The sequence below is a fragment of the Gordonia sp. SID5947 genome (assembly GCF_009862785.1).
Classification (GTDB): Bacteria; Actinomycetota; Actinomycetes; order Mycobacteriales; family Mycobacteriaceae; genus Gordonia.
The window spans coordinates 394,967-421,729 of the sequence record NZ_WWHU01000001.1 but is presented as its reverse complement, the minus strand read 5'-3'; the positions used below and the strand labels follow the sequence as shown (position 1 = coordinate 421,729).

The 26,763-nt window shown below is 67.3% G+C and carries 21 protein-coding genes and 3 pseudogenes; 15 read left to right on the top strand and 9 right to left on the bottom strand.

Annotated elements, in window-relative coordinates; genetic code table 11:
* Window positions 1–39: 39 nt before the first annotated feature.
* Window positions 40–546: a hypothetical protein gene (locus GTV32_RS02045; RefSeq protein ID WP_161058734.1), complete on the bottom strand. Its 507-nt coding sequence runs from the start codon at window positions 544–546 to the stop codon at window positions 40–42.
* 135 nt (window positions 547–681) lie between these two features.
* Here GTV32_RS02045 and GTV32_RS02040 point away from each other — a divergent pair, with 135 nt between their 5' ends.
* From GTV32_RS02040 to GTV32_RS02020, 5 genes are all read left to right on the top strand, one after another.
* Window positions 682–1,293, top strand: a complete 612-nt coding sequence (locus GTV32_RS02040) for a heme-copper oxidase subunit III (RefSeq protein WP_343287181.1) — start codon at window positions 682–684, stop codon at window positions 1,291–1,293.
* Between the two features lie 59 nt (window positions 1,294–1,352).
* Window positions 1,353–2,306, top strand: coding sequence for a cytochrome c (locus GTV32_RS02035; protein ID WP_161058733.1), 954 nt, complete (start codon window positions 1,353–1,355; stop codon window positions 2,304–2,306).
* On the top strand, window positions 2,303–3,463 hold the full coding sequence (locus GTV32_RS02030) for a ubiquinol-cytochrome c reductase iron-sulfur subunit (protein ID WP_161058732.1): 1,161 nt from the start codon (window positions 2,303–2,305) through the stop codon (window positions 3,461–3,463). The genes GTV32_RS02035 and GTV32_RS02030 overlap by 4 nt, the downstream gene beginning before the upstream one ends.
* Window positions 3,460–5,079 (top strand): cytochrome bc complex cytochrome b subunit, encoded by a 1,620-nt coding sequence (locus GTV32_RS02025; RefSeq protein ID WP_161058731.1) that lies wholly within the window; start codon window positions 3,460–3,462, stop codon window positions 5,077–5,079. The genes GTV32_RS02030 and GTV32_RS02025 overlap by 4 nt, the downstream gene beginning before the upstream one ends.
* A 106-nt stretch (window positions 5,080–5,185) precedes the next feature.
* On the top strand, window positions 5,186–6,706 hold the full coding sequence (locus GTV32_RS02020) for a bifunctional phosphatase PAP2/diacylglycerol kinase family protein (RefSeq protein WP_161058730.1): 1,521 nt from the start codon (window positions 5,186–5,188) through the stop codon (window positions 6,704–6,706).
* 88 nt (window positions 6,707–6,794) lie between these two features.
* On the opposite strand, the gene GTV32_RS02015 is transcribed toward GTV32_RS02020, so the two are convergent.
* Entirely contained in the window at window positions 6,795–7,211 is a 417-nt protein-coding gene (locus GTV32_RS02015) for a cytochrome c oxidase subunit 4 (protein WP_161058729.1), read from the bottom strand.
* Window positions 7,208–8,281, bottom strand: a complete 1,074-nt coding sequence (locus GTV32_RS02010) for a cytochrome c oxidase subunit II (protein WP_161062283.1) — start codon at window positions 8,279–8,281, stop codon at window positions 7,208–7,210. The genes GTV32_RS02015 and GTV32_RS02010 overlap by 4 nt, the downstream gene beginning before the upstream one ends.
* Window positions 8,282–8,621: 340 nt before the next feature.
* On the opposite strand from GTV32_RS02010, the gene asnB reads away from it, so the two are divergent.
* Window positions 8,622–10,547, top strand: a complete 1,926-nt coding sequence (gene asnB / locus GTV32_RS02005; protein WP_161058728.1) for an asparagine synthase (glutamine-hydrolyzing) — start codon at window positions 8,622–8,624, stop codon at window positions 10,545–10,547.
* A 41-nt stretch (window positions 10,548–10,588) separates the two neighbouring features.
* Here asnB and GTV32_RS02000 read toward each other — a convergent pair whose 3' ends face one another.
* From GTV32_RS02000 to GTV32_RS01990, 3 genes and pseudogenes are all read right to left on the bottom strand, one after another.
* The gene (locus GTV32_RS02000; protein WP_343287180.1) at window positions 10,589–11,560 is read right to left on the bottom strand and encodes a carbohydrate kinase family protein; all 972 of its coding nucleotides are present in this window, start codon (window positions 11,558–11,560) and stop codon (window positions 10,589–10,591) included.
* 118 nt (window positions 11,561–11,678) lie between these two features.
* Window positions 11,679–12,038, bottom strand: coding sequence for an iron-sulfur cluster assembly accessory protein (locus tag GTV32_RS01995; protein ID WP_161058726.1), 360 nt, complete (start codon window positions 12,036–12,038; stop codon window positions 11,679–11,681).
* A gap of 107 nt (window positions 12,039–12,145) precedes the next feature.
* Window positions 12,146–13,254: pseudogene (locus GTV32_RS01990) on the bottom strand (glycerate kinase).
* 163 nt (window positions 13,255–13,417) lie between these two features.
* Between GTV32_RS01990 and GTV32_RS01985 the strand changes: the two are divergent.
* From GTV32_RS01985 to GTV32_RS01975, 3 genes are read left to right on the top strand one after another with little or no spacing between them, the layout of a single operon-like run.
* Complete coding sequence (locus tag GTV32_RS01985) at window positions 13,418–14,053, top strand: DUF3043 domain-containing protein (protein WP_343287426.1); 636 nt, start codon at window positions 13,418–13,420, stop codon at window positions 14,051–14,053.
* Between the two features lie 10 nt (window positions 14,054–14,063).
* Window positions 14,064–15,821: a nicotinate-nucleotide--dimethylbenzimidazole phosphoribosyltransferase gene (cobT, locus tag GTV32_RS01980; RefSeq protein WP_161062282.1), complete on the top strand. Its 1,758-nt coding sequence runs from the start codon at window positions 14,064–14,066 to the stop codon at window positions 15,819–15,821.
* A gap of 13 nt (window positions 15,822–15,834) precedes the next feature.
* A complete protein-coding gene (locus GTV32_RS01975; protein WP_161058724.1) occupies window positions 15,835–16,611 on the top strand; it encodes an adenosylcobinamide-GDP ribazoletransferase in 777 nt (258 codons plus the stop codon).
* Window positions 16,612–16,632: 21 nt separating this feature from the next.
* On the opposite strand, the pseudogene GTV32_RS01970 reads toward GTV32_RS01975, so the two are convergent.
* Window positions 16,633–17,738, bottom strand: a pseudogene (locus tag GTV32_RS01970) (branched-chain amino acid aminotransferase).
* Between the two features lie 100 nt (window positions 17,739–17,838).
* On the bottom strand, window positions 17,839–18,948 hold the full coding sequence (gcvT, locus tag GTV32_RS01965; RefSeq protein ID WP_161058723.1) for a glycine cleavage system aminomethyltransferase GcvT: 1,110 nt from the start codon (window positions 18,946–18,948) through the stop codon (window positions 17,839–17,841).
* A 97-nt stretch (window positions 18,949–19,045) separates the two neighbouring features.
* Here gcvT and GTV32_RS01960 point away from each other — a divergent pair.
* The 6 genes and pseudogenes from GTV32_RS01960 to GTV32_RS01935 all read left to right on the top strand — a co-directional run bounded on the left by GTV32_RS01960 (window position 19,046) and on the right by GTV32_RS01935 (window position 25,970).
* Window positions 19,046–20,595, top strand: a pseudogene (locus tag GTV32_RS01960) (leucyl aminopeptidase).
* 191 nt (window positions 20,596–20,786) lie between these two features.
* On the top strand, window positions 20,787–22,559 hold the full coding sequence (sucB, locus tag GTV32_RS01955; RefSeq protein WP_161058722.1) for a 2-oxoglutarate dehydrogenase, E2 component, dihydrolipoamide succinyltransferase: 1,773 nt from the start codon (window positions 20,787–20,789) through the stop codon (window positions 22,557–22,559).
* 6 nt (window positions 22,560–22,565) lie between these two features.
* Window positions 22,566–23,450 carry a TIGR01777 family oxidoreductase gene (locus GTV32_RS01950; protein ID WP_161058721.1) on the top strand — a complete coding sequence of 295 codons (885 nt, stop codon included), beginning with the start codon at window positions 22,566–22,568 and terminating at the stop codon, window positions 23,448–23,450.
* A complete protein-coding gene (gene lipB, locus GTV32_RS01945) occupies window positions 23,443–24,147 on the top strand; it encodes a lipoyl(octanoyl) transferase LipB (RefSeq protein ID WP_161058720.1) in 705 nt (234 codons plus the stop codon). The genes GTV32_RS01950 and lipB overlap by 8 nt, the downstream gene beginning before the upstream one ends.
* Window positions 24,144–25,178 (top strand): lipoyl synthase, encoded by a 1,035-nt coding sequence (gene lipA / locus GTV32_RS01940; protein ID WP_161058719.1) that lies wholly within the window; start codon window positions 24,144–24,146, stop codon window positions 25,176–25,178. The genes lipB and lipA overlap by 4 nt, the downstream gene beginning before the upstream one ends.
* 51 nt (window positions 25,179–25,229) lie before the next feature.
* Entirely contained in the window at window positions 25,230–25,970 is a 741-nt protein-coding gene (locus GTV32_RS01935; protein ID WP_161058718.1) for a DUF4191 domain-containing protein, read from the top strand.
* Window positions 25,971–26,003: 33 nt separating this feature from the next.
* Here the strand turns inward: GTV32_RS01935 and GTV32_RS01930 are convergent, their stop codons facing one another.
* Window positions 26,004–26,756 (bottom strand): FCD domain-containing protein, encoded by a 753-nt coding sequence (locus GTV32_RS01930; RefSeq protein WP_161058717.1) that lies wholly within the window; start codon window positions 26,754–26,756, stop codon window positions 26,004–26,006.
* Between the last annotated feature and the right edge of the window lie 7 nt (window positions 26,757–26,763).

Here is a 26,763-nt window from a genome sequence, read left to right as displayed (position 1 = left end):
AGAGTAGTGCGCCGCCGGTCGTCACCGCGCCGCCGGTCGTCACCGCGCCGCCGGTCGTTGCAGCACCTGCCATCGGAGCACCGTGCCACCGTGCCGAGAACCCAGGCTGGCCATCCGCGACCGCTCCTGCGCGAGGTGCATCGCATCGAGTGACTGTGGCCGCGCGAGCACCACGACGACGTCGTCGCCGGCGTCGGAGAGTTGTGAGCCGGTCCCGTCGTCGAGCCGTTGATAACCGTCGAGCGCTGCCGTCGCGACAGCATCGGCAACCCGCGGTGCGGGCATCAGCAACACATGACGCAACACCACGTCCTCGCCGGAGCGCCACCGCGACTGACCGAGCACCGTGGAGCTCGCGGCGGTCTCGTCGTCGGACTCGGCCACGACGACCAGATCCGTCTCGTCGACAGCCAGTGGCGCACCACCGGCGACGCGTCCCGACAACCTGTGTCGCATCCGTTCCCAACGGCCCGCGGACACCGGATGTCCGTTGAGGTCCCAGCGGGCCGAAACCGATGGCCGCGAGGTGCTTCGATCGTCATCCACGAACCCAGCAAACCACGTCTGCGGACACGCCGACGAGGGCCTTCTCGGGGCCCCCACCTGGGTCGGGAGAAATACTTCCGCCAATTTGGTGACCCAAGTGGTCACGGCTTACTACGAACCGTCATACTTCTTTTTGTGACTAGCGCTGTAGGTACCTCAGGAACAGCCATCACCTCGCGCGTGCACTCGCTGAACCGGCCCAACATGGTCAGCGTCGGCACCATCGTGTGGCTGTCCAGTGAGCTCATGTTCTTCGCTGGGCTTTTTGCGATGTACTTCGTCGCGCGTGCCAATTCGTCGATCGGTTGGCCGCCCGAACCCACGGAGTTGAACCTCGCACTCGCGATCCCGGTGACGACCGTCCTGATCTTGTCGTCGGTGACCTGCCAGATGGGCGTCTTCGCTGCCGAGCGTGGCGACGTGTTCGGTCTGCGCCGGTGGTACATCCTGACGTTCCTGATGGGCGCGTTCTTCGTCTGTGGCCAGGGCTACGAGTACTACCACCTGGTCCACGAGGGCACCACGCTCTCGTCGAGTGCCTACGGCTCCGTCTTCTACATGGCAACCGGCTTCCACGGCCTACACGTCATCGGCGGACTCGTCGCATTCATCTTCCTGCTGATCCGTACCAAGCTGTCGAAGTTCACACCGGCCCAGGCCACCGCGGCGATCGTCGTGTCGTACTACTGGCACTTCGTCGACATCGTGTGGATCGGCCTCTTCGTCACCATCTACTTCATCAGGTAGCGGCCCCCGGGCCAGCCCCTGCAACAGCAACAGTCCGTCCGCTTAGTAGAGAGTCACAGATGAGTTCATCTCCACCGCGACCGTCGGATAGCGACGACGTGGACGCCGGCCGCAGCACGCACTCGGCCGACGGCGCGTCGGCCGGACGCCCGGCATCCGCCTCCACCTCGGCGCGCAAGGCGAAGTCACGACGCAAACTGCGTCGCCGGGCCAGCGGCGCCCTCCTGCTCCTCGTCGGTCTCGTGGCCGCCGGGGTTCTCGCATCGGTGCTGACCCCGAAACCTCAGGTCGCGGTCGCCGACGAATCGAATGCCGCGCTGATCAGCGACGGCAAGAAGCTCTACGAGACGTCGTGCATCACCTGCCACGGGGCAAACCTGCAGGGTGTCCAGGATCGCGGACCGGCTCTGCTCGGTGTCGGCGACGCCGCCGTCTACTTCCAGGTGTCCACGGGCCGTATGCCCGCGGCGCGCGGCGAGGCCCAGGCCCTCCGCAAGCCGCCGAAGTTCACCAAGGCACAGATCGACCAGCTCGGCGCCTACATCCAGTCGGAGGGCGGCGGACCTCAGGTCATCTACGAGCGCAACGCCGACGGCTCGGTCAAGATGAAGGACGGCCTGCCCGTCCTCGCCCAGGAGTCCTTGCGCGGCAAGAACCTCGGGCGTGGCAGTGAGCTCTTCAGGCTGAACTGCGCGTCCTGCCACAACTTCACCGGCCGCGGCGGCGCCCTGTCGTCGGGCAAGTTCGCCCCGCCGCTCGACGGGGTCGAAGAGCAGCAGATCTACACGGCCATGCTCACCGGGCCGCAGAACATGCCCAAGTTCTCCAACCGCCAGCTCTCGGTGGAGGAGAAGAAGGACATCATCGGATTCATCAAGTACGTCACCGAGTCCAAGCCGCAGGGCGGCCTCGGGATCGGCGGCTTCGGCCCGGTCAGCGAGGGCATGGTGATGTGGGTTGTCGGAGTTGTGGCGATCGTTGCCGCCGCAATGTGGATGGGATCACGAACATGAGTGCAACCGGCGGTAACGACGTCCCGTCGCAGGACGAGCTCGACCAGATGAGCAAGGAAGACCTGGTCAGACTCGGTACCAATCTCGACGGCGTGGAGATCATCCACCGCGCCGAGCGTTTCCCCGAGCCGGGCACCGGCGTCGAGAAGCGTGCCGAACGCCAGGTCGCCGCGTGGTTCACCCTGGCCGGCATCTCGGCAGTCGCCTGCTTCGTGATCTTCATCTGGAATCACTGGGAGTTCGCTCTCCCCGACTCGGTCGACTACTGGCGCTACACGCTCAACACCCCGCTGCTCGGCGTCACCTTCGGGTTGTCGGTGCTGTCGATCGGCGTCGGCATGGTGCTCTTCACCAAGAAGTTCATCCCCGCCGAGATCTCGGTGCAGGATCGCCACGACGGCGGTTCCTCGGAGGTCGACAAGAAGACGATCGGCGCCGAGCTCAACGATTCGCTGACCACCTCGACGCTGCCGCGCCGCAAGATGATCATCGGCTCCGCGCTGTTCGGTCTCGGCGCGTTCGCGTTCACCGGATTGGTCGCCGGCCTCGGTGGCATCATCAAGAACCCCTGGGCTCAGCGCGACAAGGCCCCGCTGTGGCACACCGGCTGGTCGCCGATCTACAACCCGGCCGGCGATCCGAACGAGACCGTCTTCCTGCGCCGCGACACCGGCAATCCCTACCAGGTCGCCCTTGTCCGTCCCGAGGATCTCGACTCCGGTGCCATGGAGACGGTGTTCCCGTGGCGCGTCTCCGACGGCTACGGCGAGTCCGAGGAGTCCCGTCACAAGCTGGTCGAGGGCCTGCGGTACGTGAGCAATCCGGTGATGTTGATCCGCCTCCGTCCCGAGGACGCCGCCCGGGCCATCAAGCGCAAGGGCCAGGAGAGCTTCAACTACGGCGACTATTTCGCCTACACCAAGGTGTGCAGCCACCTCGGCTGCCCGACCTCGCTGTACGAGCAACGGACCAACCGCATCCTCTGCCCCTGCCACCAGTCGCAGTTCGATGCGCTGGAGTACGCGAAGCCGCTTTTCGGTCCGGCCGCGCGCGCCCTGGCGCAGCTGCCGATCACGGTGAACAATCAGGGGTACATGGTCGCCGCTGGCGACTTCATCGAACCTGTCGGACCGGCTTTCTGGGAGCGTAGATCATGACCATCGCCGACCGTCTCGCGACGCAGGCCGAAGAGGTCGACTCGCGCTACCACCTGTCGCCGGGTATCCGTCGACAGATCAACAAGGTGTTCCCCACCCACTGGTCGTTCCTGCTGGGTGAGATCGCGCTGTACAGCTTCATCATCCTGCTGGTCTCCGGCGTCTACCTGACCCTCTTCTTCGATCCGTCGATGCAGGAGGTCGTCTACGACGGCGCCTACCAGCCGCTCAACGGCGTGATGATGACCCGTGCGTACGAGACCACGCTGAACATCTCGTTCGAGGTGCGCGGTGGTCTGTTCGTGCGTCAGATCCACCACTGGGCCGCCCTGCTGTTCGCGGCGTCGATCATCGTGCACATGGCGCGCATCTTCTTCACCGGCGCCTTCCGACGTCCGCGTGAGGCCAACTGGATCATCGGCAGCCTGTTGCTGATCCTGGCGATGTTCGAGGGATTCTTCGGGTACTCGCTCCCCGACGACCTGCTCTCGGGTACCGGCGTCCGCGCCGCGATGAGCGGCATCGTCCTCGGTATCCCACTGGTCGGCACCTGGATTCACTGGGCGCTCTTCGGCGGGCAGTTCCCGGGCGACATCATCATCCCGCGCCTCTACGTGATGCATGTGCTGCTCTTCCCGGGCATCATCCTGGCCCTGATCGGCGCCCACCTGGCGCTGGTCTGGTACCAGAAGCACACCCAGTTCCCCGGTCCCGGCCGCACCGAGAAGAACGTCGTCGGCGTGCGCATCCTGCCGGTGTTCGCGGTCAAGTCGGGCGCCTTCTTTGCCATCACCACGGGTGTGCTGGCGATGATGGCCGGCATCTTCCAGATCAACCCGGTCTGGGTCCTCGGCCCGTACAACCCGGCCCACGTCTCCGCGGGTTCCCAGCCCGACATCTACATGATGTGGACGGACGGCCTGGCCAGACTCATGCCCGCATGGGAGTTGTACCTGGGCAACTACACGATCCCGGCGATCTTCTGGGTGGTCGTGATCATCACGATCATCTTCGGCCTCATGTTCGCGTATCCCTGGATCGAGAAACGGCTGACCGGCGACGACGCGCACCACAACCTGCTGCAGCGTCCACGTGATGTGCCGGTGCGGACCGCGATCGGCGCGATGGCGCTTTCGTTCTACATCATCTTGACGCTGTCCTGTATGAACGACATCATCGCGCTCAAGTTCCACATCTCGCTGAACGCGACCACCTGGATGGGTCGTATCGGCCTGATCGTGGTGCCTCCGCTGGCGTACTTCATCGCCTATCGCTGGGCGCTCGCGCTGCAGCGCAGCGACCGCGAGGTCCTCGCCCACGGCATCGAGACCGGCATCATCAAGCGCCTGCCGCAGGGCGAGTACATCGAGGTGCACCAGCCGCTCGGCCCGGTCGACAGCCACGGTCATCCGATCCCGCTCCCCTACGAAGGCGCGGCACTGCCGAAACGGATGAACAAACTCGGTTCGGCGGGCGCACCCGGCACCGGCTCGATCCTCTTGGAGGACCCGCCGGAACAGCAGGCACGCAACGTGGAACGCGAACACGAAGCCGAGAAGGCCGAGAAGCAGGCCCTGCGGGAACTGCAGGCAAAGGGCGGCGACGCTCTGAACTGATCGACTCAGGCCTCAACGGACAGACGGATCGGCCGTCGTCGCGAATGCGACGGCGGCCGATCCGTCTGTCCGCGGCCCTCGTCGTGACATGGCTAGGATCGAGATGATGAGATCACCTCGACGATCACGACCCCATTCCCGATTCCGCTGGGACTCTTCGGGTTTACGACAGATCACCCGTGGACTGGGCACCCTCGACGCGGAAGTCTTCGAGACCGTGGCACGGTCGGATTCTCCGGCCCTTGACGCCACGATGCGGCCACTGTCGCGGGCAGCCGATCATTCCACGCTGTGGTTGGCCATCGCCGGCGGAATGGCGCTCAGTGGCCGTCCGGCCGCGCAGCGGGCCGCGGCGCGCGGTGTCGCCACGCTCGCGGTCACCAGCCTGCTCACCAACCAAGTCGCCAAGCGGGTCCGTAACCGGCCCCGTCCGATACCGACGACGGTCCCCTTGGCACGGCGCGGAACCCGGCTACCCACCTCGAATTCGTTGCCGTCCGGTCACTCCGCCAGCGCGGCCGCGTTCGCACTCGGGACCGGCATCGAGCACGGACCCACCGGACTCGTCCTCGGTGGCCTGGCCGGTCTGGTCGGTCTGTCGCGGGTGGCGACCGGTGCCCACTATCCCGGTGACGTCCTGGCCGGATTCGGCATCGGCGCGTCCATCGCCGTGATCGGCGCACGTCTCGTCCCGCCGATCACCGAGCACAGCGTCGCCGTACCGGCAGCCAGTCGCGACCTCGCTCCCCCACGCCCTCGCGGTGCCGGAGTGGTCGCGGTCGTCAATCCCGCCTCGGGGTCGGGCAGCGGGCGGCAGGTGGTCGACACGATGCGCGCCGAGCTCCCCGACGCGGAGATCGTCGAGCTCCGGCCCGACGACGACGTCGAGGCGGTCCTGCGTGATGCGGCTGGTCGCGCCGAGGTCCTCGCCGTCGGTGGTGGTGACGGCACCGTCGCCACGGCGGCGTGCGTCGCGCTCGACACCGGGCTGCCCCTGGCCGTGTTCCCGGCCGGCACCTACAACCATTTCGCGAAGGACCTCTGCATCACGACAGTCGCCGACACCGTGGCCGCATTGGCGGCAGGCGACCTGATGCGGGTCGACGTGGCGCTGCTCAACGACACCCATGTCATCCTGAACACGGCGAGCATCGGTGCCTATCCGCATTTCGTACGTACTCGTCGTCGGCTGCAGCACAAATTGAGTCGGCCTCTCGCCACCGCGGTCGCACTCACCGCGACGTTGAGACATACGCGCCCGGTGCGGATCCGCGTCGACGGCACGGTGATCGAGACGTCGCTGTTCCTGCTGGGCAACTCGCTCTATCAGCCGTCCGGTTTCGCCCCGTCACGACGTGTACGACTCGACGACGGTCTGCTCGATGTGCGCATCCTCGAGGTGGGTCATCGATTCGCGGTACTGCGTCTGCTCGGTTCGTTGATGGCCGGCCGTCTCGAGCGGTCCCCGCTCTTCCATGAGATCCAGGTCCCCGAGTTCTCGTTCTCGGCGGTCGACGGACCGGTCGTCGTCGCGCACGACGGCGAGATCGGCGAGTCAGTCGAGGAAGCCACCTTCCGGGTCGCTTATCGTGCCCTGTCCGTCTACGCACCACGGCAGCGTGACTGACCAACCGACTGAGTCCATGAGCCCTCGCTCACGCAATCGGCCACATCCCCCGCCGGAGGATGTGGCCGATTGCGTGAGAAGAGTGTCGTCAGTGCTTCTCCGGACCCACGTGGTACTCGAACACCAGACCAGCAGCGGTACCGATGATCACGACCGCGGCGAAGATGGCGAACCAGAAGTTGCCCGTCGCGAACCCGATGGCGAACATCGCCGCGCCGGACGCGAGCAGCAGCGGCCACCAGGAGTGCGGGCTGAAGAAGCCGAGCTCTCCTGCACCATCCTCGATCTCGGCATCCTCATAATCCTCGGGACGGATCTCTACGCGGCGCGCGACGAACCTGAAGTACGTCCCGGCGATCAGGGTCAGCCCACCGGTGAAGAACATGGCGGTCACACCCGCCCACTCCACACCTTTGCTGGAGAACGCCGTACAGATCGTGTAGGCGATGCCGGCGATGAAGAAGAATCCGGTCAGCAGCTCGAAGATCCTGGCTTCGATTTTCATCCGTTGGCTCCCACTGTGCAGCCCTGCAGGGACGTATTGGAGGCGTCACCCAGTTCCTTGGGAGTGTCGCCGTTCGTCGCGCGACGCGTGTTGAACGGAACCGTCGTGACCGACTTCGGCACCTCACAGATCGACTCGAGAGCCTGAGCGTTGGTCGCGGTCGGGTTCTGCTCGCGGTACAGGATGTACGCGTCGAACTTCTGCGGGCTGACGGCGCGGACCTCGAAGTTCATCATCGAGTGATACGTACCGCACATCTCCGCGCACCGGCCGACGAATGCGCCGGAACGATCGATGCTCTGGATCTGGAACACGCTGTCGCTGTGGTTCTGCTTCGGGAACGGCATGACGTCGCGCTTGAAGAGGAACTCCGGCACCCAGAACGAGTGGATGACGTCGGCCGACGCGATCTCGAACTCGATGCGCTTTCCCGTGGGCAGTACCAGAATCGGGATCTCGGTCGACGACCCGACGGTCTCGATCTTGTTGAACTTCAGGTAGTCGCGGATGTCGTCGTCGCGACCGCCTGCCGGGCCCTCGATCGGGTGCTCTTCACCGTGCTCGGTACGCATGTTGCGGGTCTGGAGTTCGAAAGGACTCGCCGCGCGCTCGAAGCCGTTGTACGTGCTGCCGTCGGTGAAGGAGACGTCACGGTAACCGAACTTCCAATTCCACTGGAATGCCGTCACATCGACGACGACCTTGGGATCAGAGGTCTTCTTCTCGACGTCGTTCTGGACGACCACGGTGAAGTAGAACAGCACCGCGATGATCACGAACGGAACGGCCGTATAGCCGAGTTCCAGAGGAACGTTGTACGCCGTCTGCCGGGGGAACTCATCCTTGCCGGCCTTGTGCCGGTGAAAGGTGATGGTCCAGAAGATCAGGCCCCAGACGATGATTCCCATGACGAGCGCTGCGATGACCGACCAGGTCCACAGATCGCCCATCTTCTTGGCCTCGGGGGTGATTCCCGCCGGCCAACCGAATCGCATCGCGGTTCGGGCGTCGCAGCCCGACATGAGCAGCGCACCGATACCGAGTGCGACGACTGCCCCGATCTGTTTGATCGTTCGCGATGCGGATCGGGCTTCTTTCGCCCGCGGCCGTCCACCGTGTGCCAATTTCACGCCTTCCCGCTCGCTCGGTTCCGGCACGTCGTGCCGACCGAGTTGCCATGCCACATGACCCGCACAGGGCTGCCCTCGCCTGCACCGGGAGTACTCACACCCAGCACTACAGCGATTCTCGCACCTAGTACTACGCAGCGTAGACCAACACGGCGAACCTTTCGTGATTGGGGTTTACCTACGTGCGTCGAGACCGCCCGCGCGCGTTGTCATCACCCGTTCTCAGGCATACTCGACGCGTCGGGAGCACGTGTAGTCGTCGATAAGTGAGGCCTTTCTGGTGTGTGGTTTGCTCGGTCTGTTGACCTCGGACGGATCGGCGGCCGACGCCGTCGACCTGGTGTCCACCGCATCCCACTGCATGCGTCATCGTGGCCCCGATGAGCCGGGCACCTGGCACGACGACGATCTGGTGCTGGGTTTCAACCGGCTGTCGATCATCGACATCGAGCATTCGCACCAGCCGCTGCGGTGGGGTCCCCCGGACCAGCCGGACCGCTACGCGATGGTGTTCAACGGCGAGATCTACAACTACCTGGAGATCCGCGAGGAGTTGCGCCGCGAGGTGGACGCCCGATTCGCCACCGAAGGCGACGGTGAGGCGATCGTCGCAGCGTTCCACCACTGGGGACCGGACTCGGTGCGGCGACTTCGCGGAATGTTCGCGTTCGCCATCTGGGACACGGTCGAGGGTTCGCTGTTCCTCGCGCGCGACCCCTTCGGGATCAAGCCGTTGTTCATCGCGACCGGCCCGGGCGGTACCGCCTTCGGCAGCGAGAAGAAGAGTCTGCTGGAACTGATCGGCCGTCTCGGTCTCGACGAGGAACTCGATTCGCGGGCGATCGAGCACTACACGGTGCTGCAATACGTTCCCGAGCCGGAGACCCTGCACGCTGCGATCCGTCGCCTGGAGTCGGGCTGTCACGCAACGTTGCGGGCCGGTCAGGCACCCCAGGTGCAGCGCTATTTCACCCCGCGATTCGGCGTCAAGCCGGTAACCGACGCCACGCGCCAGAAGCGATACGACGAGATCGCCGATGTGTTGTCGGACTCGGTGGCCAAGCACATGCGGGCCGACGTGACGGTCGGCTCGTTCCTGTCCGGCGGCATCGACTCGACGGCGATCGCTGCGCTGGCGATCCGGCACAATCCCGACCTCATCACCTTCACCACCGGTTTCGAGCGCGATGGATACTCCGAGGTCGACGTCGCCGTCGAATCCGCCGAGGCGATCGGGGCCCGCCACATCGTCAAGGTGGTGAGTCCGCGCGAGTTCATCGACGCGATCCCGGAGATCGTCTGGTACCTGGATGATCCGGTGGCCGACCCGGCGCTGGTCCCCCTGTACTTCGTGGCCGCCGAGGCCCGCAAGCATGTGAAGGTGGTGCTGTCCGGCGAGGGCGCCGACGAGCTGTTCGGCGGCTACACGATCTACAAGGAGCCGCTGTCGCTCGGCGCATTCGACCGGTTGCCGACCACCCTCCGACGCCTCGCAGGGCGCGTTTCCGACCGAATCCCCGAGGGCACCCGCGGCAAGAGCCTGTTGCACCGGGGTTCGTTGACCCTGGAAGAGCGCTACTACGGCAATGCACGCAGCTTCGACGACGCGCGGCTGCGTGCCGTGCTGCGCGACTACCGTCCGGAGTGGACACACACCGACGTCACGGCACCGATCTACGCGATGTCGGAAGGGCTGGACCCGGTCGCCCGGATGCAGCACATCGACCTGTTCACCTGGCTACGCGGCGACATCCTGGTGAAGGCCGACAAGATGACGATGGCCAACTCCCTGGAACTGCGCGTCCCGTTCCTCGATCCCGAGGTCTTCCGGATCGCCGAGACCCTGCCGTTCGACGAGAAGATATCGCACGGCACCACCAAGTACGCGCTGCGAAAAGCGCTCGAGCAGATCGTCCCGGCTCATGTCCTGCACCGCAAGAAACTCGGCTTCCCGGTTCCGATCCGACACTGGCTGGCCGGCACCGAGATGTACGACTGGGCTCACGAGACGATCGAGCACTCGCAGACCGATCACATCCTGAACAAGGAAGCGGTGACCGCGATGCTGAACGAGCATCGCGACGGCGTGGTCGACAACAGTCGTCGACTGTGGACGTTGCTGATGTTCATGGTGTGGCACGGGATCTTCGTCGAGAAGTCGATCGAGCCGTCCATCACCGATCACCACTACCCCGTCCGGCTGTAGAGGCCACACCCTCGCCCATCCGCCGACGATGGGCCCCAGCGTCAGAGGTGCGCGGCGATCTCCGCGGATGCCGCGTCGCCATAGGCGTCGGCGAGTCGCTTGAGGGCCAGGTCACGGTCCCACGACCAGTCCTGCGTGGAGACGGTCTCGAGGATCAGCACCGCGACCATCGACCCGACCTGTGCGGCCCGTTCGAAGTCGAGTCCCTTGCCGAGTGCGGTGAGGAAGCCCGCGCGGAAGCCGTCCCCGACGCCCGTCGGGTCGACCTTCTCGGTCTCCGGGACCACGCCGACGTGGGTCCTGGTGCCGTCCTTGGCGACGATCTCGACGCCGTCTTTGCCGAGCGTGGTGACCCGGACGCCCACCATGTCCGCGACCTGCGCCTCGGAGAGGCCGGTCTTCTGGCGAAGCAGACCCCACTCGTATTCGTTGGTGAACAGGTAGGCGGCGCCGTCGATGAGTGCACGGGCCTGCTCACCGTCGAGACGTGCGAGCTGCTGGGACGGATCCGCAGCGAACGGGATGCCCAGTGCCCGGCATTCGTCGGTGTGCCGGACCATCGCGTCCGGATCGTCGGCCCCGACGAGTACCAACTCCGGGGTGCCGACCTGCTCCACCACATCGGACAGCGCGATCTCACGTGCCTCGCTCATGGCACCGGCATAGAACGTCGCGAGCTGCGCCATCGTCTGGTCGGTGGTGCACATGAACCGTGCGGTGTGCTTGCTGTCGGAGACCCGGACAGCTCGACAATCCACGCCGTGAGCCTCCAGCCAGCGGCGATAGTCGTCGAAGTCGGCGCCGACGGCGCCGACGAGCGCAGGGGTGCCACCCAGCTCACCCATCGCGTAACAGATGTTGCCGCCGACGCCACCGCGCCGGACCACCAGGTCCTCGACGAGGAAACTCAGCGAGATGTGCTCGAGATGATCACCGAGCAGCTGTTCGGAGAACTTCCCGGGGAAGGTCATCAGATGGTCGGTTGCGATGGAGCCACAGACAACGATTGCCACGTGCGGATGCCCTTCGGTTTTCGGGAGCTGGACAGCAATCCACGCTACTCACGTCACCGAGACGACACTGACCGCACCCCCGGAACGGGGATACGGTCAGTGTCGTGAGGGTCTGGACTCAGTTGAACGAGTCGCCGCAGGCACAGCTGCCCGTGGCGTTCGGGTTGTCGATGGTGAAACCCTGCTTCTCGATGGTGTCCACGAAGTCGATGGTCGCGCCGCCGACGTAGGGAGCGCTCATCCGGTCCACCGCAAGGGTGACGCCGCCGAAATCATCGGTGAGGTCACCGTCGAGGCTCCGGTCGTCGAAGAACAGCTGGTAGCGCAGGCCCGCGCAACCGCCGGGCTGAACCGCGATCCGCAACGACAGGTCGTCGCGTCCCTCCTGCTCGAGCAGCGCCTTCGCTTTGGTGGCAGCCGCGTCGGACAGAATCACACCGGTGGTGGTGGCGGTTCCGGATTCGTTCTGAACGGTCATCGATGCTCCTGTGTGTCTCGGGTCGGGATCTCCTCGGCAGCCGCGTCCATAGACCGGCGGCACGCCGATTCGGCCACGTGCTCATCTCAACGGTACCCCGTCCTGGTCTATTCCTGCCGATCCGCGCCCGTCCCGCGGGCGTCTGTCGCCACCTCGGCACGTGCCCATCCCGCCGCCACCTGCTCGGCCAACCGCGACAGCTGATCGGGCGCATCGGTCATCGCGAGCTCGACCGACCCCGCCACGTCGACGATCGCGTACGCGGCGGCGATCCCGGCCGCGGCGATCTCCTCGGGGGCAGCGCGACCTGACCGGCCAAGACGAGCACCGGGACACCGGCGCCGGACGCCGATGCGGTGAGAGCGGCGACGACCTTGCCCCGCAAGGTCTGCGTGTCGAACTTGCCCTCACCGGTGATCACCAGCTGGGACGAAGCCACGTCGGCGTCGCGGCCGGTCGCTGCAGCGACGACGGTTGCCCCCGAGACCCGGGTACCCCCCAGGGCCAGCAGCGCCGCACCGAGTCCGCCCGCGGCACCTGCGCCCGTCTCACCCGAGACGTCTCGGCCGGCGATATCGGCCAGCACCAGCGACCACTGTGTCATCCGTTCTTCCAATCGCAGCACGGTGGCCGGATCGGCGCCCTTCTGTGGGCCGAACACCGCGACGGCGCCGTGGTCGCCGAGCAGGGGGTTCTCCACATCGGAGGCCGCCACCAGCTCGATGCCGTCGAGACGTCCGGCGGCCTCGCGAGGGCCACCCAGGGCATCGATCAGGCCGCGACCACCGTCGCTGGTCGCGGACCCGCCGAGGCCGACGACGATCCTGCCCGCACCCGCCGCCAGGGCCTCCGCGACGAGGAGCCCGACGCCCGTGGTGTCGGCCGCCAGCGCCGTGCGGGCGGTCGGCCGGCCACCGAGCTGGTGCAGCCCGCATGCTTGCGCGCACTCGATGTACGCCACCGGGGTGGCATCGCGGGCATCAAGGAGCCAGGAGGCGGTCACCGATGCACCGAGTGGGCCGGGGACGTCCGCGGTACGCACCGACCCGAACCTCGAGGCCAGGACATCGACGAACCCGGGACCGCCATCTGACTGCGGTGCCCGCCGCATCACGTCGGCCGGGCGCGCAGCAGACCAGCCGCGCGCGATCGCCTCGGCCGCGGCCACCGCGGAGAGCGTGTCGCCGAACGAATCCGGCGCGATCAGGATCTGCATGTCGGCCTCACCGACCCCTCACCCGCCGGCAGCGCGCTCGTCCCATGGGCGAAGTATAGGGAGGTCGGAGAACCTCGGCAGCGCGGAATCACCTAGGCTCGAAGGTGTGAAGTTGCCATGGAAGTCAGATGACGACTCGATCGCGCAGAGCGCCGACACCGAGGTGTCCATCGCCGCCGATGACGAGTCGTCCGCCGGTGCGAACAACGGCTCCAAGGGCACCGCGTACACGGCAGCCAAGGGCCGCGCGACGCCGTCCCGACGAGAGGCCGAGGGCCGCCGCCGCGGCCCGGTCGCACCCCCGCCGACCACGAGGGCCGAGGCGCGCGCACGCAAGAAGGCGATGAAGTCGAGCATGTCGCGCGAGGAGAAGCGCAAGCTCTCCGACGACCGTCGCTCCCAGCGCACCGAGCAGCGCGAGAAGATGATGGCGGGCGACGAGCGCTATCTGATGCCGAGGGACAAGGGACCGGCCAAGCGGTTCACCCGCGACCTCGTCGACTCGCGCCGCAACTTCGCCGGTCTGTTCATGCCGTTCGCGATCGTCCTGATCGTGGTGATGTTCGTGCCCCAGATCGCCGTGTTCGCCAACATGCTGCTCCTGGTGTTCGTCGTCTTCATGGCGATCGACGCATTCATCCTCGGTCGTCTGGTGAATCGCCGTGTGCGCGAGCGATTCCCGGACGTCGATTCGTCGCAGACCGGCTTCCGTCTGGGCTGGTACGCCTTCACCCGCGCCATGCAGCTCCGCATGATGCGTGCCCCGAAGCCGCAGGTGTCCCCGGGCGACGAGGTCTGACCCGCATGGGATCTCGGGGACCCGCACACTGATCCTCGGCGGGGTGCGGTCGGGTAAATCCGGCCATGGGGAAGCACTGCTGCTCGGCCATCCGTCGGTGCGGTACCTGGCCACCGGCCCGACGACCTCGTCGGACGCCGAGTGGGTGGCCCGTCTCGCGGCCCATCGGGCTCGTCGCGACGAGCGGTACACCACGGTCGAGACGATCGATGTGGCCGCCGCACTGCGAGCGGATTCGACCCCGACGTTGCTCGACGACCTGGGCAACTGGCTCGCCGCCCAACTCGACGCGGTCGGGGGGTGGGGCGACGAGCCCGTCGATCTCGCCGCGATTCGATCCGAAATGTGTTCTGCCATATCGGGTTTCACCGGCGAACTGGTGATCATCAGCCCCGAGGTCGGTCTGTCGGTGGTCCCACCCACGCCCGCAGGCCGCCGTTTTCAAGACGAGTTGGGCGCGCTCAACGAAGCCGTCGCCGCCGTCTGCGACCGTGTCGTCCTGACCGTCGCCGGACGTGTCCTCGACCTCCCGGCGCCGGTCACGTCACCCGAAGAACCGCCGTCGACCACTCCTGTCCCGGCCGAAACCGATTCCGCGTCCCCGGCGCCAGAGGCGTCTCCGGTGACACCTCCCCCGCCGCCGTCGACAGCCACCCCGGCCCCGACCGCGCACCCACCGGTGGACCCGACCGACGCGGAGAACTTCCCGCCGGTCGTGCCGCCGGACACCGCCACGGCCACCGACGCACGTGCGCGCCATCTCGAGCTGACCAAACCCCCCGGGTCGCTCGGACGGCTCGAGGACATCGGGGTATGGCTCGCGGCATGCCAGGGCGCCTGTCCCCCACGGCAACTGACGGCGCCGTCGGTGGTCGTGTTCGCCGGTGATCATGGTGTCGCCAAGTCGGGGGTGTCGGCATTCCCGTCCGAGGTGACCGCCCAGATGGTGGCCAACATCGCGTCGGGCGGTGCGGCCGTCAACGTGCTCGCGCAGCGCGCCGGGGCCACCGTGCGGGTCTTCGACATGTCCGTCGATGCCGACACCGCCCCCGAGGTCTCCCGCTACAAGGTCCGGCGTAGCAGCGGCGACCTACGGACCACCGATGCCCTGACCCTCGCCGAGGCCCGGGAGGCGCTCGCGGCCGGCCGCGCGATCGCCGACGAGCTCGTCGACTCCGGCGCGGACCTGCTCATCGGCGGCGAGATGGGTATCGGGAACACCACGCCGGCAACGGTGCTGATCGGTACGCTCACGCGGCGCGAGCCCGTCGAGATCGTCGGGCGCGGAACCGGTATCGACGATGCCGGGTGGATCCGCAAGACCGCCGCGATCCGCGACGGCATGCGTCGGGCACGAAAACACGTCCATGATCCGCTCTCGCTGCTCGCCACCGTCGCGGGCGCCGACCTCACCGCGCTCGCCGGGTTCCTCGCGCAGGCGGCCGTGCGCCGCACGCCCGTGATCCTGGATGGGATGGTCGTCACGGCTGCCGCGATGGTCGCCAACGAACTCGCGCCGGGCGCTTCGCGCTGGTGGCTCGCGGGCCATCGCTCGGTCGAGCCCGCGCACACCGTCGCGCTGGCCCATCTCGACCTCGAACCGGTGCTCGACCTCTCGATGCGACTCGGTGAGGGCAGCGGCGCGCTCGCCGCACTGCCGATCGTCGCGTCGTCGGTGGACATCCTCACGACGATGGCGACGTTCGCCGAAGCAGGCGTCAGCGACAAGGATGAACCCGCCGGCGCACTGGCCGCCGACAGGTCCTGACCGACGCGCGTCGATGCACTCTCCGCTACGCGCCGCGCACATCGCGCTCAGCTGGCTGACCGTACTCCCGCTCCCCCAGCCGCGCGTGGCCATGGACCGCCGTGTCGGTGCCGCGGTGATGAGCGCGGTCCCCGCGGTGGGCGCGGTCCTCGGCGCACTGGCCGCCGGGGTTGCGGCGCTCTTGTCGCTCACCGACCTACCCGCCACACTCATCGGCGCGGTGGTGGTGGTCGTGCTGGCGCTGCTCACGCGCGGAATGCACCTGGACGGTCTGGCCGACACCGCAGACGGGCTCGGCTGTTATGGACCACCCGAGAGGGTCGCCGAGGTGATGCGCAGCGGTTCGGCGGGTCCGTTCGGAGTGGCCACCATCGTCGCGGTGATGCTCATCCAGTCCATCGGACTCGGTGCGCTGGTCGGTGAACACCGTTGGTATGACATCGGTTTCGCCGTCGCGCTCGGCCGGCTGGTCGCCGTGGTCGGTGCCCGGCGCGGGCTGCCCGCCGCGCATCCCGAAGGTTTCGGTGCACTCGTCGCAGACAGTCAGCGCACGTCCATCGTGGTGTGGGCCGGGATCGCAACCGTCGCCGCGCTCGCCACCGGATGGGGTATCGACGACTTCTCCGCTGTGCAGGCCGTCCAGTCGGTGATCGTCGTCGCCGTGGTGACCGGGTTCGGATGGTGGTTCACGCGGCACTGTGCCCGTCGGATCGGCGGTGCCAGCGGCGACATCCTGGGTGCCGGCATCGAACTCGGTGTGACGTTCTCGGTGGTCGGCCTGCTCGTCTGAACATGTCCCGGCCGCCCGGGCCTAGCGGCGGTAGAGCTCGGTCATCCAGCCGTGTGTGTCGGCGAAGGTGCCGCGCTGGATCCCGGTGAGCGTGTCCCGTAGCGCCTGGGTGACCTCGCCCGCCGAACCGTCGCCGATCATGTAGTCCTCGGTGTCGCCCTTGACCCGACCGACGGGCGTGATGACGGCCGCGGTCCCGCAGGCGAAGACCTCGGTGATGTCCCCAGAGGCGACGCCCTTGCGAAGTTCCTCGGTGGTGATCCGGCGTTCCTCGACAGCAAAGCCCGCGTCGGTTGCCAACTGCAGCAAGGATTCCCGAGTGATACCGGGCAACAACGATCCGCTCAGCTCCGGGGTCACGAGCCGCGCATCGGCGCCGGACCCGAAGACGAAGAACAGATTCATGCCGCCCATCTCCTCGATGTAGCGACGCTCGACGGCATCGAGCCAAACCACCTGATCACAGCCGTGCTGGGTGGCCTGCGCCTGCGCGAGGAAGGCGGCAGCGTAGTTGCCGCCGCATTTGGCGAATCCGGTGCCGCCCGGCGCGGCGCGGACGTACTCGGTCGACAGCCAGACGCTGACCGGCTTGATGCCACCCGAGAAATACGCTCCGGCCGGCGACGCGATGACCGAGTAGATGTACTGGTCGGACGGGGCGTTGACTCCCAGACCGGCCTGCGAGGCGAACATGAACGGACGCAGATAGAGGGCCTCCTCGCCGCCGGCGGCCGGCACCCACTCGTTGTCTGCGTCGAGCAGCACCCGCAGTGACGCGATGAAGTCCTCGACCGGCAGCGGCGGCATCGCCAGGCGCTCGGCGGAACGCTGCATCCGCAGGCCATTGGCCTCCGGACGGAACGCGGCGATCGAGCCATCGGGCTGACGGTAGGCCTTCAGACCTTCGAAGACCTCCTGGCCGTAATGCAGCACCATGGCGGACGGGTCGAGCGCGATCGGGGCGTAGGGCCGCACCTGCGCGTTGTGCCAACCGCGGTCCACGTCGTAATCGACCATCACCATGTTGTCGGTGAAGAATTTGCCGAAACCGGGGCGGAGAGAATCTCCGACCGACGATTCTCCGACACCGGGTGGGGATGCTCGGTACGCGTGAACTGCAAGGTCATTGGCCAATCGTACCGCCGCACCGCAAACGAGTTGTCGCCCGCCGTCACCGTCGGGACGCCGGGCACCTCCGCGCAGCGTCGGCCCGGTCAGGACCCGAGGTCAGACGTGCGGGGTGACGAACGGCGGCGTGACGACCTCACACGGCAGGTCCCGTCCGCGCACATCCACCACCACCTCGTCTCCGACGCCGATGCCGGCGTCGGTCGCCAGCAGCGCGAGCGCGATGCCCTGTTTGAGAGTCGGCGAGAACGTCCCCGACGTGCACGTCCCGATCTGCCTGCCGCCGGGCCCGGACAACACCGCACAGTCCGGTCGCGGCACGCCACGGCCGACCGCCTTCAGTCCGTAGAGCCGGCGGGCCGGGCCGGCGGCCTTCTCGGCGACGAGCGCCTCCCGACCGAAGAACTCGGGCTTCTTCCAACCCACCGCCCATCCCGACCGGGCCTGGACCGGCGTGATCTCCGTGCTCAGTTCGTGCCCGTGCAGCGCATATCCCATCTCGGTCCGCAGCGTGTCCCGGGCGCCCAGGCCGGCAGGTTGACCGCCGAGTTCGGTGACCGCCGACAACAGCGCGTCGAACACGGGTCCCGCGTCGTCCCACCGGGGCAGGAGTTCGAAACCGCGCTCACCTGTGTAGCCGGTCCGGCACACGCGCACCGGGAGTGCCCCGGCCTCGGTGACCAGATCTGCGTCGGTGAACGCCATGTACTCCATGTCGGTGGGCAGACCGAGGCGCGCCAGGGCATCGGGAGCCTTGGGGCCCTGTACCGCGAACACGCCGTATGCACGATGCAGATCCGTCACGGTGACACCGTCCGGCGCCACCGCCGACAACTGCGCGACCACGCTCGCGGTGTTGGCCGCATTCGGGATCAGGAACACCTCGTCGTCGCTCACGAGATACGTGATGAGGTCATCGATCACGCCACCGGATTCGTTGCAGCACAGCGTGTATTGGGCCTTACCCGGTCCGATCTTGCCGAGGTCGTTGGTCAACGTGCGGTTCACGAGGTCGGCGGCCCCGGGGCCGGCGACGACGGCCTTGCCGAGGTGACTCACGTCGAAGATACCCACCGTCTCGCGGACAGCGGTGTGCTCGGCAACGGTTCCGGCGTAGGAGACCGGCATGTCCCAGCCACCGAAGGCGGCGAAGGTGGCGCCGAGCGCACGATGGCGGTCGGCGATCGGGCCCGCTAGGAGTTCACTCATGGACACCAACGGTACTGGGGTCGCGACGACATCACGGCGACGCCACACGCGCCGTCGCCCGCCGTCGCGCCACGCGGCCCTGTGGCACAGTTGTCCCGTGAGCAAGAACGAGACGACTGACCGCGTGCGCGGCCCGGAACTGGAGTTGGCGACCACCCTCGGCAAGGCCGACGAGGCCCTGGTGATCGGCCTGATCAAACCCGACAACACCGAGACAGGGGCGATGGCGAGAGTGCCGACACCGAGCCCACCCTGGTCATCGGGGACGGCATCTTCGACGACGCGCAGGCCGAGTTCGTCGGTGCGGCCGTGCGCCGGCTCGGTGCGACCGGCTCGCACGGCGAGATCACGCGGCTCCAGGCCCCCGAAGGCCTCGACGTCGATGTCATCGTCGCGGTCGGACTGGGCACCGCCGACAATCTCGACGACGCCGAGCAGGTCCGACAGGCCGCCGGTGTCGCGGCACGCGAACTCGACGGTCACGCACAGGCCGCCACCACGCTCTCGACGGTGAACCTGGCCGCCGCCGCCGAAGGGTTCTTCCTGGGCGCGTACCGCTTCGACACCTTCCGGTCGGACAAGACACGGCCAAAGAAATCACTGCCGACGACGATCACGCTGCTCGTCGAGGACAAGGGCCGGGCGGCCAAGGCAGAGCTCGCGCATGCGGCCGCGGTGGCCGATTCGGTGGCCATCGCCCGCGACTTCGTGAACACACCGCCCAGTCACCTGTATCCCGAAGAGTTCGCCGAGCGGGCCCGTGTGATGGCCGGTGCCGTCGGCCTCAAGGTCGAGGTGCTCGACGACACCGCTCTGGAGAAGGCCGGATATGGCGGCATCATCGGCGTCGGCAAGGGATCTTCCCGTCTACCGCGGCTGGTACGCCTCGTCCACACCGGCAAGAAGGACGCCAAGAAGGTGGCGCTGGTCGGTAAGGGCATCACCTTCGACACCGGCGGCATCTCGATCAAGCCCGCCGCGAACATGGACCACATGACATCGGACATGGGTGGCGCCGCGGCGGTCATCGCGGCCACCATCCTCGCGGCGCGACTCGACCTCGACGTCTCGGTCACGGCCACCGTGCCGATGGCGGAGAACATGCCCTCGGCGACCGCCCAGCGACCGGGCGATGTCCTCACCCAATACGGCGGCACCACCGTCGAGGTCCTCAACACCGACGCCGAAGGCCGACTGATCCTGGCCGACGCGATCGTGCGGGCGTGTGAGGACGAACCCGACTACCTGATCGACACCGCGACCCTGACCGGCGCACAGATGGTCGCCCTGGGAGCACGTACCCCGGGCGTCATGGGCACCGACGATTTCCGTGATCGCGTCGCCGCGCTGTCGCGTGAGGTCGGCGAGAACGGTTGGGCCATGCCCCTGCCCGCCGAGCTGCGCGGTGACCTCAAGTCGCGCGTGGCCGATCTGGCCAACGTCACCAACCATCGCAACGGCGGCATGCTGTCGGCGGGACTGTTCCTCAAGGAGTTCGTCGCCGAGTCGGTCGCATGGGCCCATATCGACATCGCGGGCCCGGCGTTCAACACCTCGGGCCCGTGGGGTTACACCACCAAGGGCGGCACCGGCGTGCCGGTCCGGACCATCGCCCGTGTGCTCGAGGACATCGCCGACCAGGGCTGACCGTCGAGCAGCGTCGGCTCTCCCCGGCGCGCACCCAAAGTTCGGGCACAGCCGGTCCGTGTGACGCTCGCCGGGTAGGGTGATTCGGGACGGACGGCTCACCCGCCACAGCCCGTCTCCGTGCACCGACGGCGCACACACCGCGGCGCGCAGACCTAATGACCACACGTCGAGTTCAGGAGTCAACAACGATGGCCTTCTCCGTCCAGATGCCCGCCCTGGGTGAAAGTGTCACCGAAGGGACAGTCACGCGGTGGCTGAAGGAGGAGGGCGACACCGTCGAGGCCGACGAGCCATTGCTCGAGGTTTCCACCGACAAGGTCGACACCGAGATCCCCGCCCCCACTTCGGGTGTGCTGACGAAGATCATCGCCGCCGAGGACGACGTGGTCGAGGTCGGCGGAGAGCTCGCGCTCATCGGTGAGGCCGGCGAGGAGTCCGGTGGCGACGATGCGGCGGACTCGAGCGGTGGCGATGAACCCGCCGAGCCGGAAGCCGAGTCGGCCCCGGCCGAGGCTCCCTCGACCGACACCGAGGCTCCGGCCGAGAAGCCTTCCGCGGAATCGACGTCGGGCGGCGGCTCCGCCGAGGGCACCGATGTGGTGATGCCGGAACTCGGTGAGTCCGTCACCGAGGGCACCGTCACCAACTGGCTCAAGGCCGTCGGTGACGAGGTGGCCGCCGACGAGCCACTGCTCGAGGTGTCGACGGACAAGGTCGACACCGAGATCCCGTCGCCGGTCGCGGGCACACTGCTCGAGATCGTCGCGGAGGAGGACGACGTCATCGAGGTCGGCGGCAAGCTCGCCGTGATCGGCGATGCGTCGGCCGCCCCCAGCCAGAAGGCCGCCCCGGAGCCGGAAGCCGAGAAAGAGCCGGAGCCAGAACCAGAGCCCGAGCCCGAGCCCGAGCCAAAGAAGGCTGAGTCCACCCCCGAGCCCGCACCGGCCGCGAAATCCGAGAAGCCGGCCGCGAAGTCCGAGCCCACGACTGTCGAGTCGACCCCATATGTGACACCGCTGGTCCGAAAGCTCGCTGCGGAGAACGACATCGACCTGAACAGCATCAAGGGCACCGGCGTCGGCGGCCGCATCCGCAAGCAGGATGTGCTGGCCGCTGCCGATGCCGCAAAGGCTCCCGCCGAGACGGCCGCGCCCGTCGCGTCGGCGCCGGCCGCCACGCAGGCACCTGCTGCCTCGTCGGCGGCACCGGAGGTCAAGCCCGAACTGGCTGCGCTGCGCGGCACCACGCAGAAGATCAACCGCATCCGGCAGATCACCGCGAAGAAGACCCGTGAGTCGCTCCAGACCAGTGCACAGCTCACCCAGGTCTTCGAGGTCGACATGACCAGGATCGTGTCGCTGCGCAAGCAGGCGAAGGAGTCCTTCAAGGCGTCCGAGGGCGTCAATCTCACGTTCTTGCCGTTCATCGCGAAGGCTGTCGTCGAAGCGCTCAAGGCGCACCCGAACATCAACGCGTCGATCGACGAGGACAAGAAAGAGATCACCTATTACGACAAGGTGCATCTCGGGATCGCGGTCGACACCGAGCAGGGTCTGCTGTCGCCCGTCATCCACAACGCCGACGACCTGTCGATCGCCGGTCTCGCCCGTGCGATCGCCGACATCGCGGCCCGCGCACGCAAGGGCGCCGGCGGCCTCAAGCCCGACGAGTTGGCCGGTGGCACGTTCACCATCACCAACATCGGCAGCCAGGGCGCGCTGTTCGACACCCCGATCCTCGTGCCGCCGCAGGCGGCGATGCTCGGGACCGGTGCCATCGTCAAACGTCCGGTGGTCATCACCGGCGACGACGGTTCGGAGTCGATCGCGGTGCGTTCGATGTCCTACCTGCCCCTCACCTACGATCACCGGCTGATCGACGGTGCCGATGCGGGACGTTTCCTCACCACGGTGAAGAAGCGGCTCGAGGAAGCGGCCTTCGCCGCAGATCTCGGGCTCTAGGACGCGATGCGGGTAGCCGTCGCCGGGTCGCAGGGGCTGATCGGCTCCGCGGTGGTCTCCGCGTTGCGCAACGCCGGGCACACCGTCGTGCGGCTGGTCCGTCGCGAAGCGTTGGCAGACGACGAATTCTCCTGGGACCCCGAAACGTTCGGGGTCCCGGAGGAAAGTCTCCGGGACGTGGACGCGGTGATCGGTCTCGGTGGGGTCGGCGTCGGCGACCACCGTTGGACGGGGCGGTTCAAACAGGAGCTCCGGGACTCGCGGATCACCCCGACCGAGGTGCTCGCCGAGGCGGTCGCACGAGCCGGGGTACCCACTTTCCTCAGTGCCTCGGCGACCGGATTCTACGGCGACACCGGCGACCGGCCGGCAGATGAATCCGCCGCCGCGGGGGACGGTTTCCTCGCCGGGCTGGTGACCGACTGGGAGCACGCCGCGACCGCACACGCAGGCGATGACACCCGCGTGGTGCTGTTGCGCACCGCCCCGGTCCTGTCGCGCAGAGGCGGGCTGCTCTCGCGTCTGCAGCCGATCTTCTGGCTCGGTCTCGGCGGTGCCATCGGTGACGGAAAGCAGTTCTTCTCGTGGATCAGCCTGCCTGACGAGGTACGCGCCATTGCGTTCCTGCTGGAGTCGACGATCAGCGGGCCGGTCAATCTCTCGGCGCCCGGCGCCGTGCCGTTCGCCGAGTTCGCGGATGCCATCGGCCGTGCGATGCATCGGCCGACCGTCCTCAAGGTGCCCGCCTTCGCAGCAAAGCGGGTCGGCGGGGAGATGGCCGAGGAAATGATTCTGTTCAGTCAGCGCGTTGTACCCGGGGTGCTGACCGACAATGGCTTCTCGTTCACCTACCCAGAAATCGACGACGCGCTGGGGTACACCCGTGCGTGACCGATCGATCCGCAGCTCGGCGGCACCGATCGAGGTGCGGTGGCTGGGCACCCTCGACTATCGCGACGCCTACGACCTGCAGCACCGTCTCGCGGCCGAACGCGCCGACGACACTCTCGACCACGACGTCCTGCTGTTGCTCGAACATCCGTCCACCTACACCGCGGGCAAACGTACCGAGGACGCCGACCGGCCCACCGATGGATCCTTGGTGATCGACGTCGACCGCGGTGGCCGCATCACCTGGCATGGGCCGGGGCAGCTGGTGGGGTATCCGATCATTCGCCTCGGCGAACCGCTCGACGTGGTGGAGTACGTGCGCCGGCTCGAGGAAGCCCTGATCACCGTGTGCGCCGAACTCGGCGTGACAACCGGCCGGGTCGAGGGCCGCTCCGGGGTGTGGATCTCCGACAGGTCCGGCGAGCGCAAACTCGGACAGATCGGGATTCGGGTGGCCCGCGGCGTCGCGCTGCACGGCTTCGCCCTGAACATCGATCCGGACATGTCTGCCTTCGAGGCGATCGTGCCGTGCGGCATCGCCGATGCCGGCGTGACGTCGCTGAGCCGCGAACTGGGGCGGCCGATCACCGTCGGCGACGTACTCGAACCGGTGGCCGTTGCCGTCCGGGCAGCGCTCGACGACGACAACCGCGACGTCGGTGCGCCCACGACCGCAGGCGTAGGATCTGTGCAGTGACCGCGTCTCCCCACACCCCCGCAGATCCCGCTCCCAACGGCCGCAAGCTGCTGCGCCTCGAGGTGCGGAACGCTCAGACCCCCATCGAGCGCAAGCCGAACTGGATCAAGACACGCGCCACGATGGGACCGGAGTACACCGAACTGAAGGGTCTCGTGAAGCGCGAGGGCCTGCACACCGTGTGCGAAGAAGCGGGCTGCCCCAACATCTATGAGTGCTGGGAGGATCGCGAGGCCACGTTCTTGATCGGTGGCGAACAGTGCACGCGCCGGTGCGACTTCTGCCAGATCGACACCGGTAAGCCTGCCGAACTCGACCGCGACGAGCCCCGCCGGGTCGCCGAGAGTGTCCAGGCGATGGGCCTTCGTTACTCCACCATCACCGGCGTCGCACGCGACGATCTGCCGGACGAGGGCGCCTGGCTCTACGCCGAGACCGTCCGGGCGATCCACCGGCTCAATCCGGGTACCGGTGTCGAGAACCTCATTCCCGACTTCCACGCGAAACCGGACCTGCTCGCCGAGGTCTTCGACGCCCGGCCCGAGGTGTTGGCCCACAACCTGGAAACGGTGCCACGGATCTTCAAGCGCATCCGGCCCGCGTTCCGCTACGAACGCTCGCTGGACGTGATCACCCAGGCCCGCGACTTCGGACTGGTGACCAAGTCGAACCTGATCCTCGGCATGGGTGAGACACCCGAAGAGGTGCAGAGCGCCATCGTCGACCTCCACGAGGCCGGCTGCGACATCCTCACGATCACCCAGTACCTCCGGCCCTCGCCGCGCCACCACCCCGTCGAGCGGTGGGTCAAGCCCGAGGAGTTCGTCGACCACTCGGAGTTCGCCTCGGAGATCGGTTTTGCCGGCGTCATGGCCGGCCCGCTGGTGCGGTCGTCGTACCGCGCCGGCCGCCTCTACGCCCAGGCGATGGCACGCCACGGCCGGGAACTCGCCCCGGCGATGGCACACCTGGCCGACGGCGGCTCGGCCAGCCAGGAGGCCACCAGCCTGCTCGAACGCCTCGCACGCTAGAGATCGACCGCCGGATCCGCCGCCCGAAACCTGCGACGTAAACTGGTCATCATGGCAAAGGCGCAAGACAAAGAGGCGAAGGCCGAAGCGAAGAAGGCCCGCAGGCAGGCGTCGCGGGAGCGCTACAAGCAGCTGTGGCAGGCCTTCCAGATGCAGCGCAAGGAAGACAAACGGCTGATCCCGTACATGGTCGGGCTGTTCGTTCTGATCGTCGCAGTCTTCGTCGTCCTCGGGCTGGTCTTCGGGTCGGTCTGGCTACTGCTTCCGCTGGGCATCGTGCTCGGGCTGCTCGCCGCGTTCATCCTGTTCGGACGACGCGTGCAGCGCACCGTCTACACCAAGGCCGAGGGCCAGGCCGGAGCCGCGGGTTGGGCGCTGGGCAACATGCGCGGTCAGTGGCGGGTCAAGCAGGCGGTGTCGGGCAACGCCCATCTCGACGCGGTCCATCGGGTGATCGGCAAGCCGGGTGTGATCCTGGTCGGCGAAGGTTCGCCGACGCGCGTCAAAACCCTGCTCGCACAAGAGAAGAAGAAAGTCGCCCGGGTCGTCGGTGACACCCCGATCTACGAGATCGTGGTGGGCAACGACGACGGGTTGGTGCCGTTGAGCAAGCTGGAGAAGCACATCAACAAACTGCCCCGCAACATCGACGGCAAGCGCATCGACGCCCTCGAAGGTCGGCTCGCCGCGCTGGGCGGTCGGAATCAGCAGGGGCCGGGCATGCCGAAGGGGCCCATCCCGGGCAACGCCAAGGTCCGCGGTATGCAGCGAACCGCGCGACGTCGAGGCTGATCGCCGCACCCCCTGATCAGGGGTCACACCCTGTCAGTCGAGGAAACCGTGTAGCAGGGTCGCCGTACCCTCGAGGTGGCCCCGCATCGCATCGGCAGCGCCGTCGGGATTCCCGGTGAGGATGGCGATCACGATGGCCTCGTGTTGCTCATCGGAATGCGTGATGTTCGGTTCGAGTTGCGGAATGCGGTCGAGAAGACGATTGATCCGCATCCGGTTGTCGGCGACCACGCTCACCAGCGACGGCGCCCCCGCGGCCTCGGCGATCGCCAGATGAAGTCGGGAGTCGAGTCGGCGATAGTCGTCGCCACCCGCGACCCGCATGTCGGTCAGGCGAGCCCACAGCGCCTCGCGTTCGGTGGCCGAGAAGGTGCGTTCGGCCGCCATCCGCGCGGCGCCGACCTCGAGGATCTCCCTGAGCCGCAACGCATCGTCGAGGTCGGCACGGGCGATCGGCGCCCCCTCATCCCCCACCGGACCGACGGTGGCGTCGACCGAACCGGGCGCCGGAAGGACGTCGTTCAGAAATGTGCCGCCGTAACGGCCGCGTCTCGACACCAGGAACCCGGCGTCGGCCAGGGCCTTGATCGCCTCCCGGACGGTGTCTCGGCTGACACCCAGGCGCGCCGCCAACTCACGTTCGGGAGGGATCGACTCCCCTGGCTCGAATACTCCGAGGCGGATCAGTTGCAGCAGCCGTCCGACGGTCTCCTCGAAGGCGTTCGCCGGACGGACCGGCGCCAGGAGCGCATCCGCGAGTTGTTCCGAACGAGCGGGGATCGTCATTCCAGAC

Excerpts from the sequence above, each read along its gene's own strand:
- GTV32_RS01995 (WP_161058726.1), bottom strand. The coding sequence starts at position 12,038 with ATGACCGTTCAGAACGAATCCGGAACCGCCACCACCACCGGTGTGATT.
- GTV32_RS01935 (WP_161058718.1), top strand. The coding sequence starts at position 25,230 with ATGGCAAAGGCGCAAGACAAAGAGGCGAAGGCCGAAGCGAAGAAGGCC.
- GTV32_RS01950 (WP_161058721.1), top strand. The coding sequence starts at position 22,566 with ATGCGGGTAGCCGTCGCCGGGTCGCAGGGGCTGATCGGCTCCGCGGTG.
- sucB (WP_161058722.1), top strand. The coding sequence starts at position 20,787 with ATGGCCTTCTCCGTCCAGATGCCCGCCCTGGGTGAAAGTGTCACCGAA.
- GTV32_RS02025 (WP_161058731.1), top strand. The coding sequence starts at position 3,460 with ATGACCATCGCCGACCGTCTCGCGACGCAGGCCGAAGAGGTCGACTCG.
- GTV32_RS02030 (WP_161058732.1), top strand. The coding sequence starts at position 2,303 with ATGAGTGCAACCGGCGGTAACGACGTCCCGTCGCAGGACGAGCTCGAC.
- GTV32_RS02035 (WP_161058733.1), top strand. The coding sequence starts at position 1,353 with ATGAGTTCATCTCCACCGCGACCGTCGGATAGCGACGACGTGGACGCC.
- GTV32_RS01975 (WP_161058724.1), top strand. The coding sequence starts at position 15,835 with ATGCACTCTCCGCTACGCGCCGCGCACATCGCGCTCAGCTGGCTGACC.
- GTV32_RS02015 (WP_161058729.1), bottom strand. The coding sequence starts at position 7,211 with ATGAAAATCGAAGCCAGGATCTTCGAGCTGCTGACCGGATTCTTCTTC.
- gcvT (WP_161058723.1), bottom strand. The coding sequence starts at position 18,948 with ATGAGTGAACTCCTAGCGGGCCCGATCGCCGACCGCCATCGTGCGCTC.
- GTV32_RS01930 (WP_161058717.1), bottom strand. The coding sequence starts at position 26,756 with ATGACGATCCCCGCTCGTTCGGAACAACTCGCGGATGCGCTCCTGGCG.
- GTV32_RS02020 (WP_161058730.1), top strand. The coding sequence starts at position 5,186 with ATGAGATCACCTCGACGATCACGACCCCATTCCCGATTCCGCTGGGAC.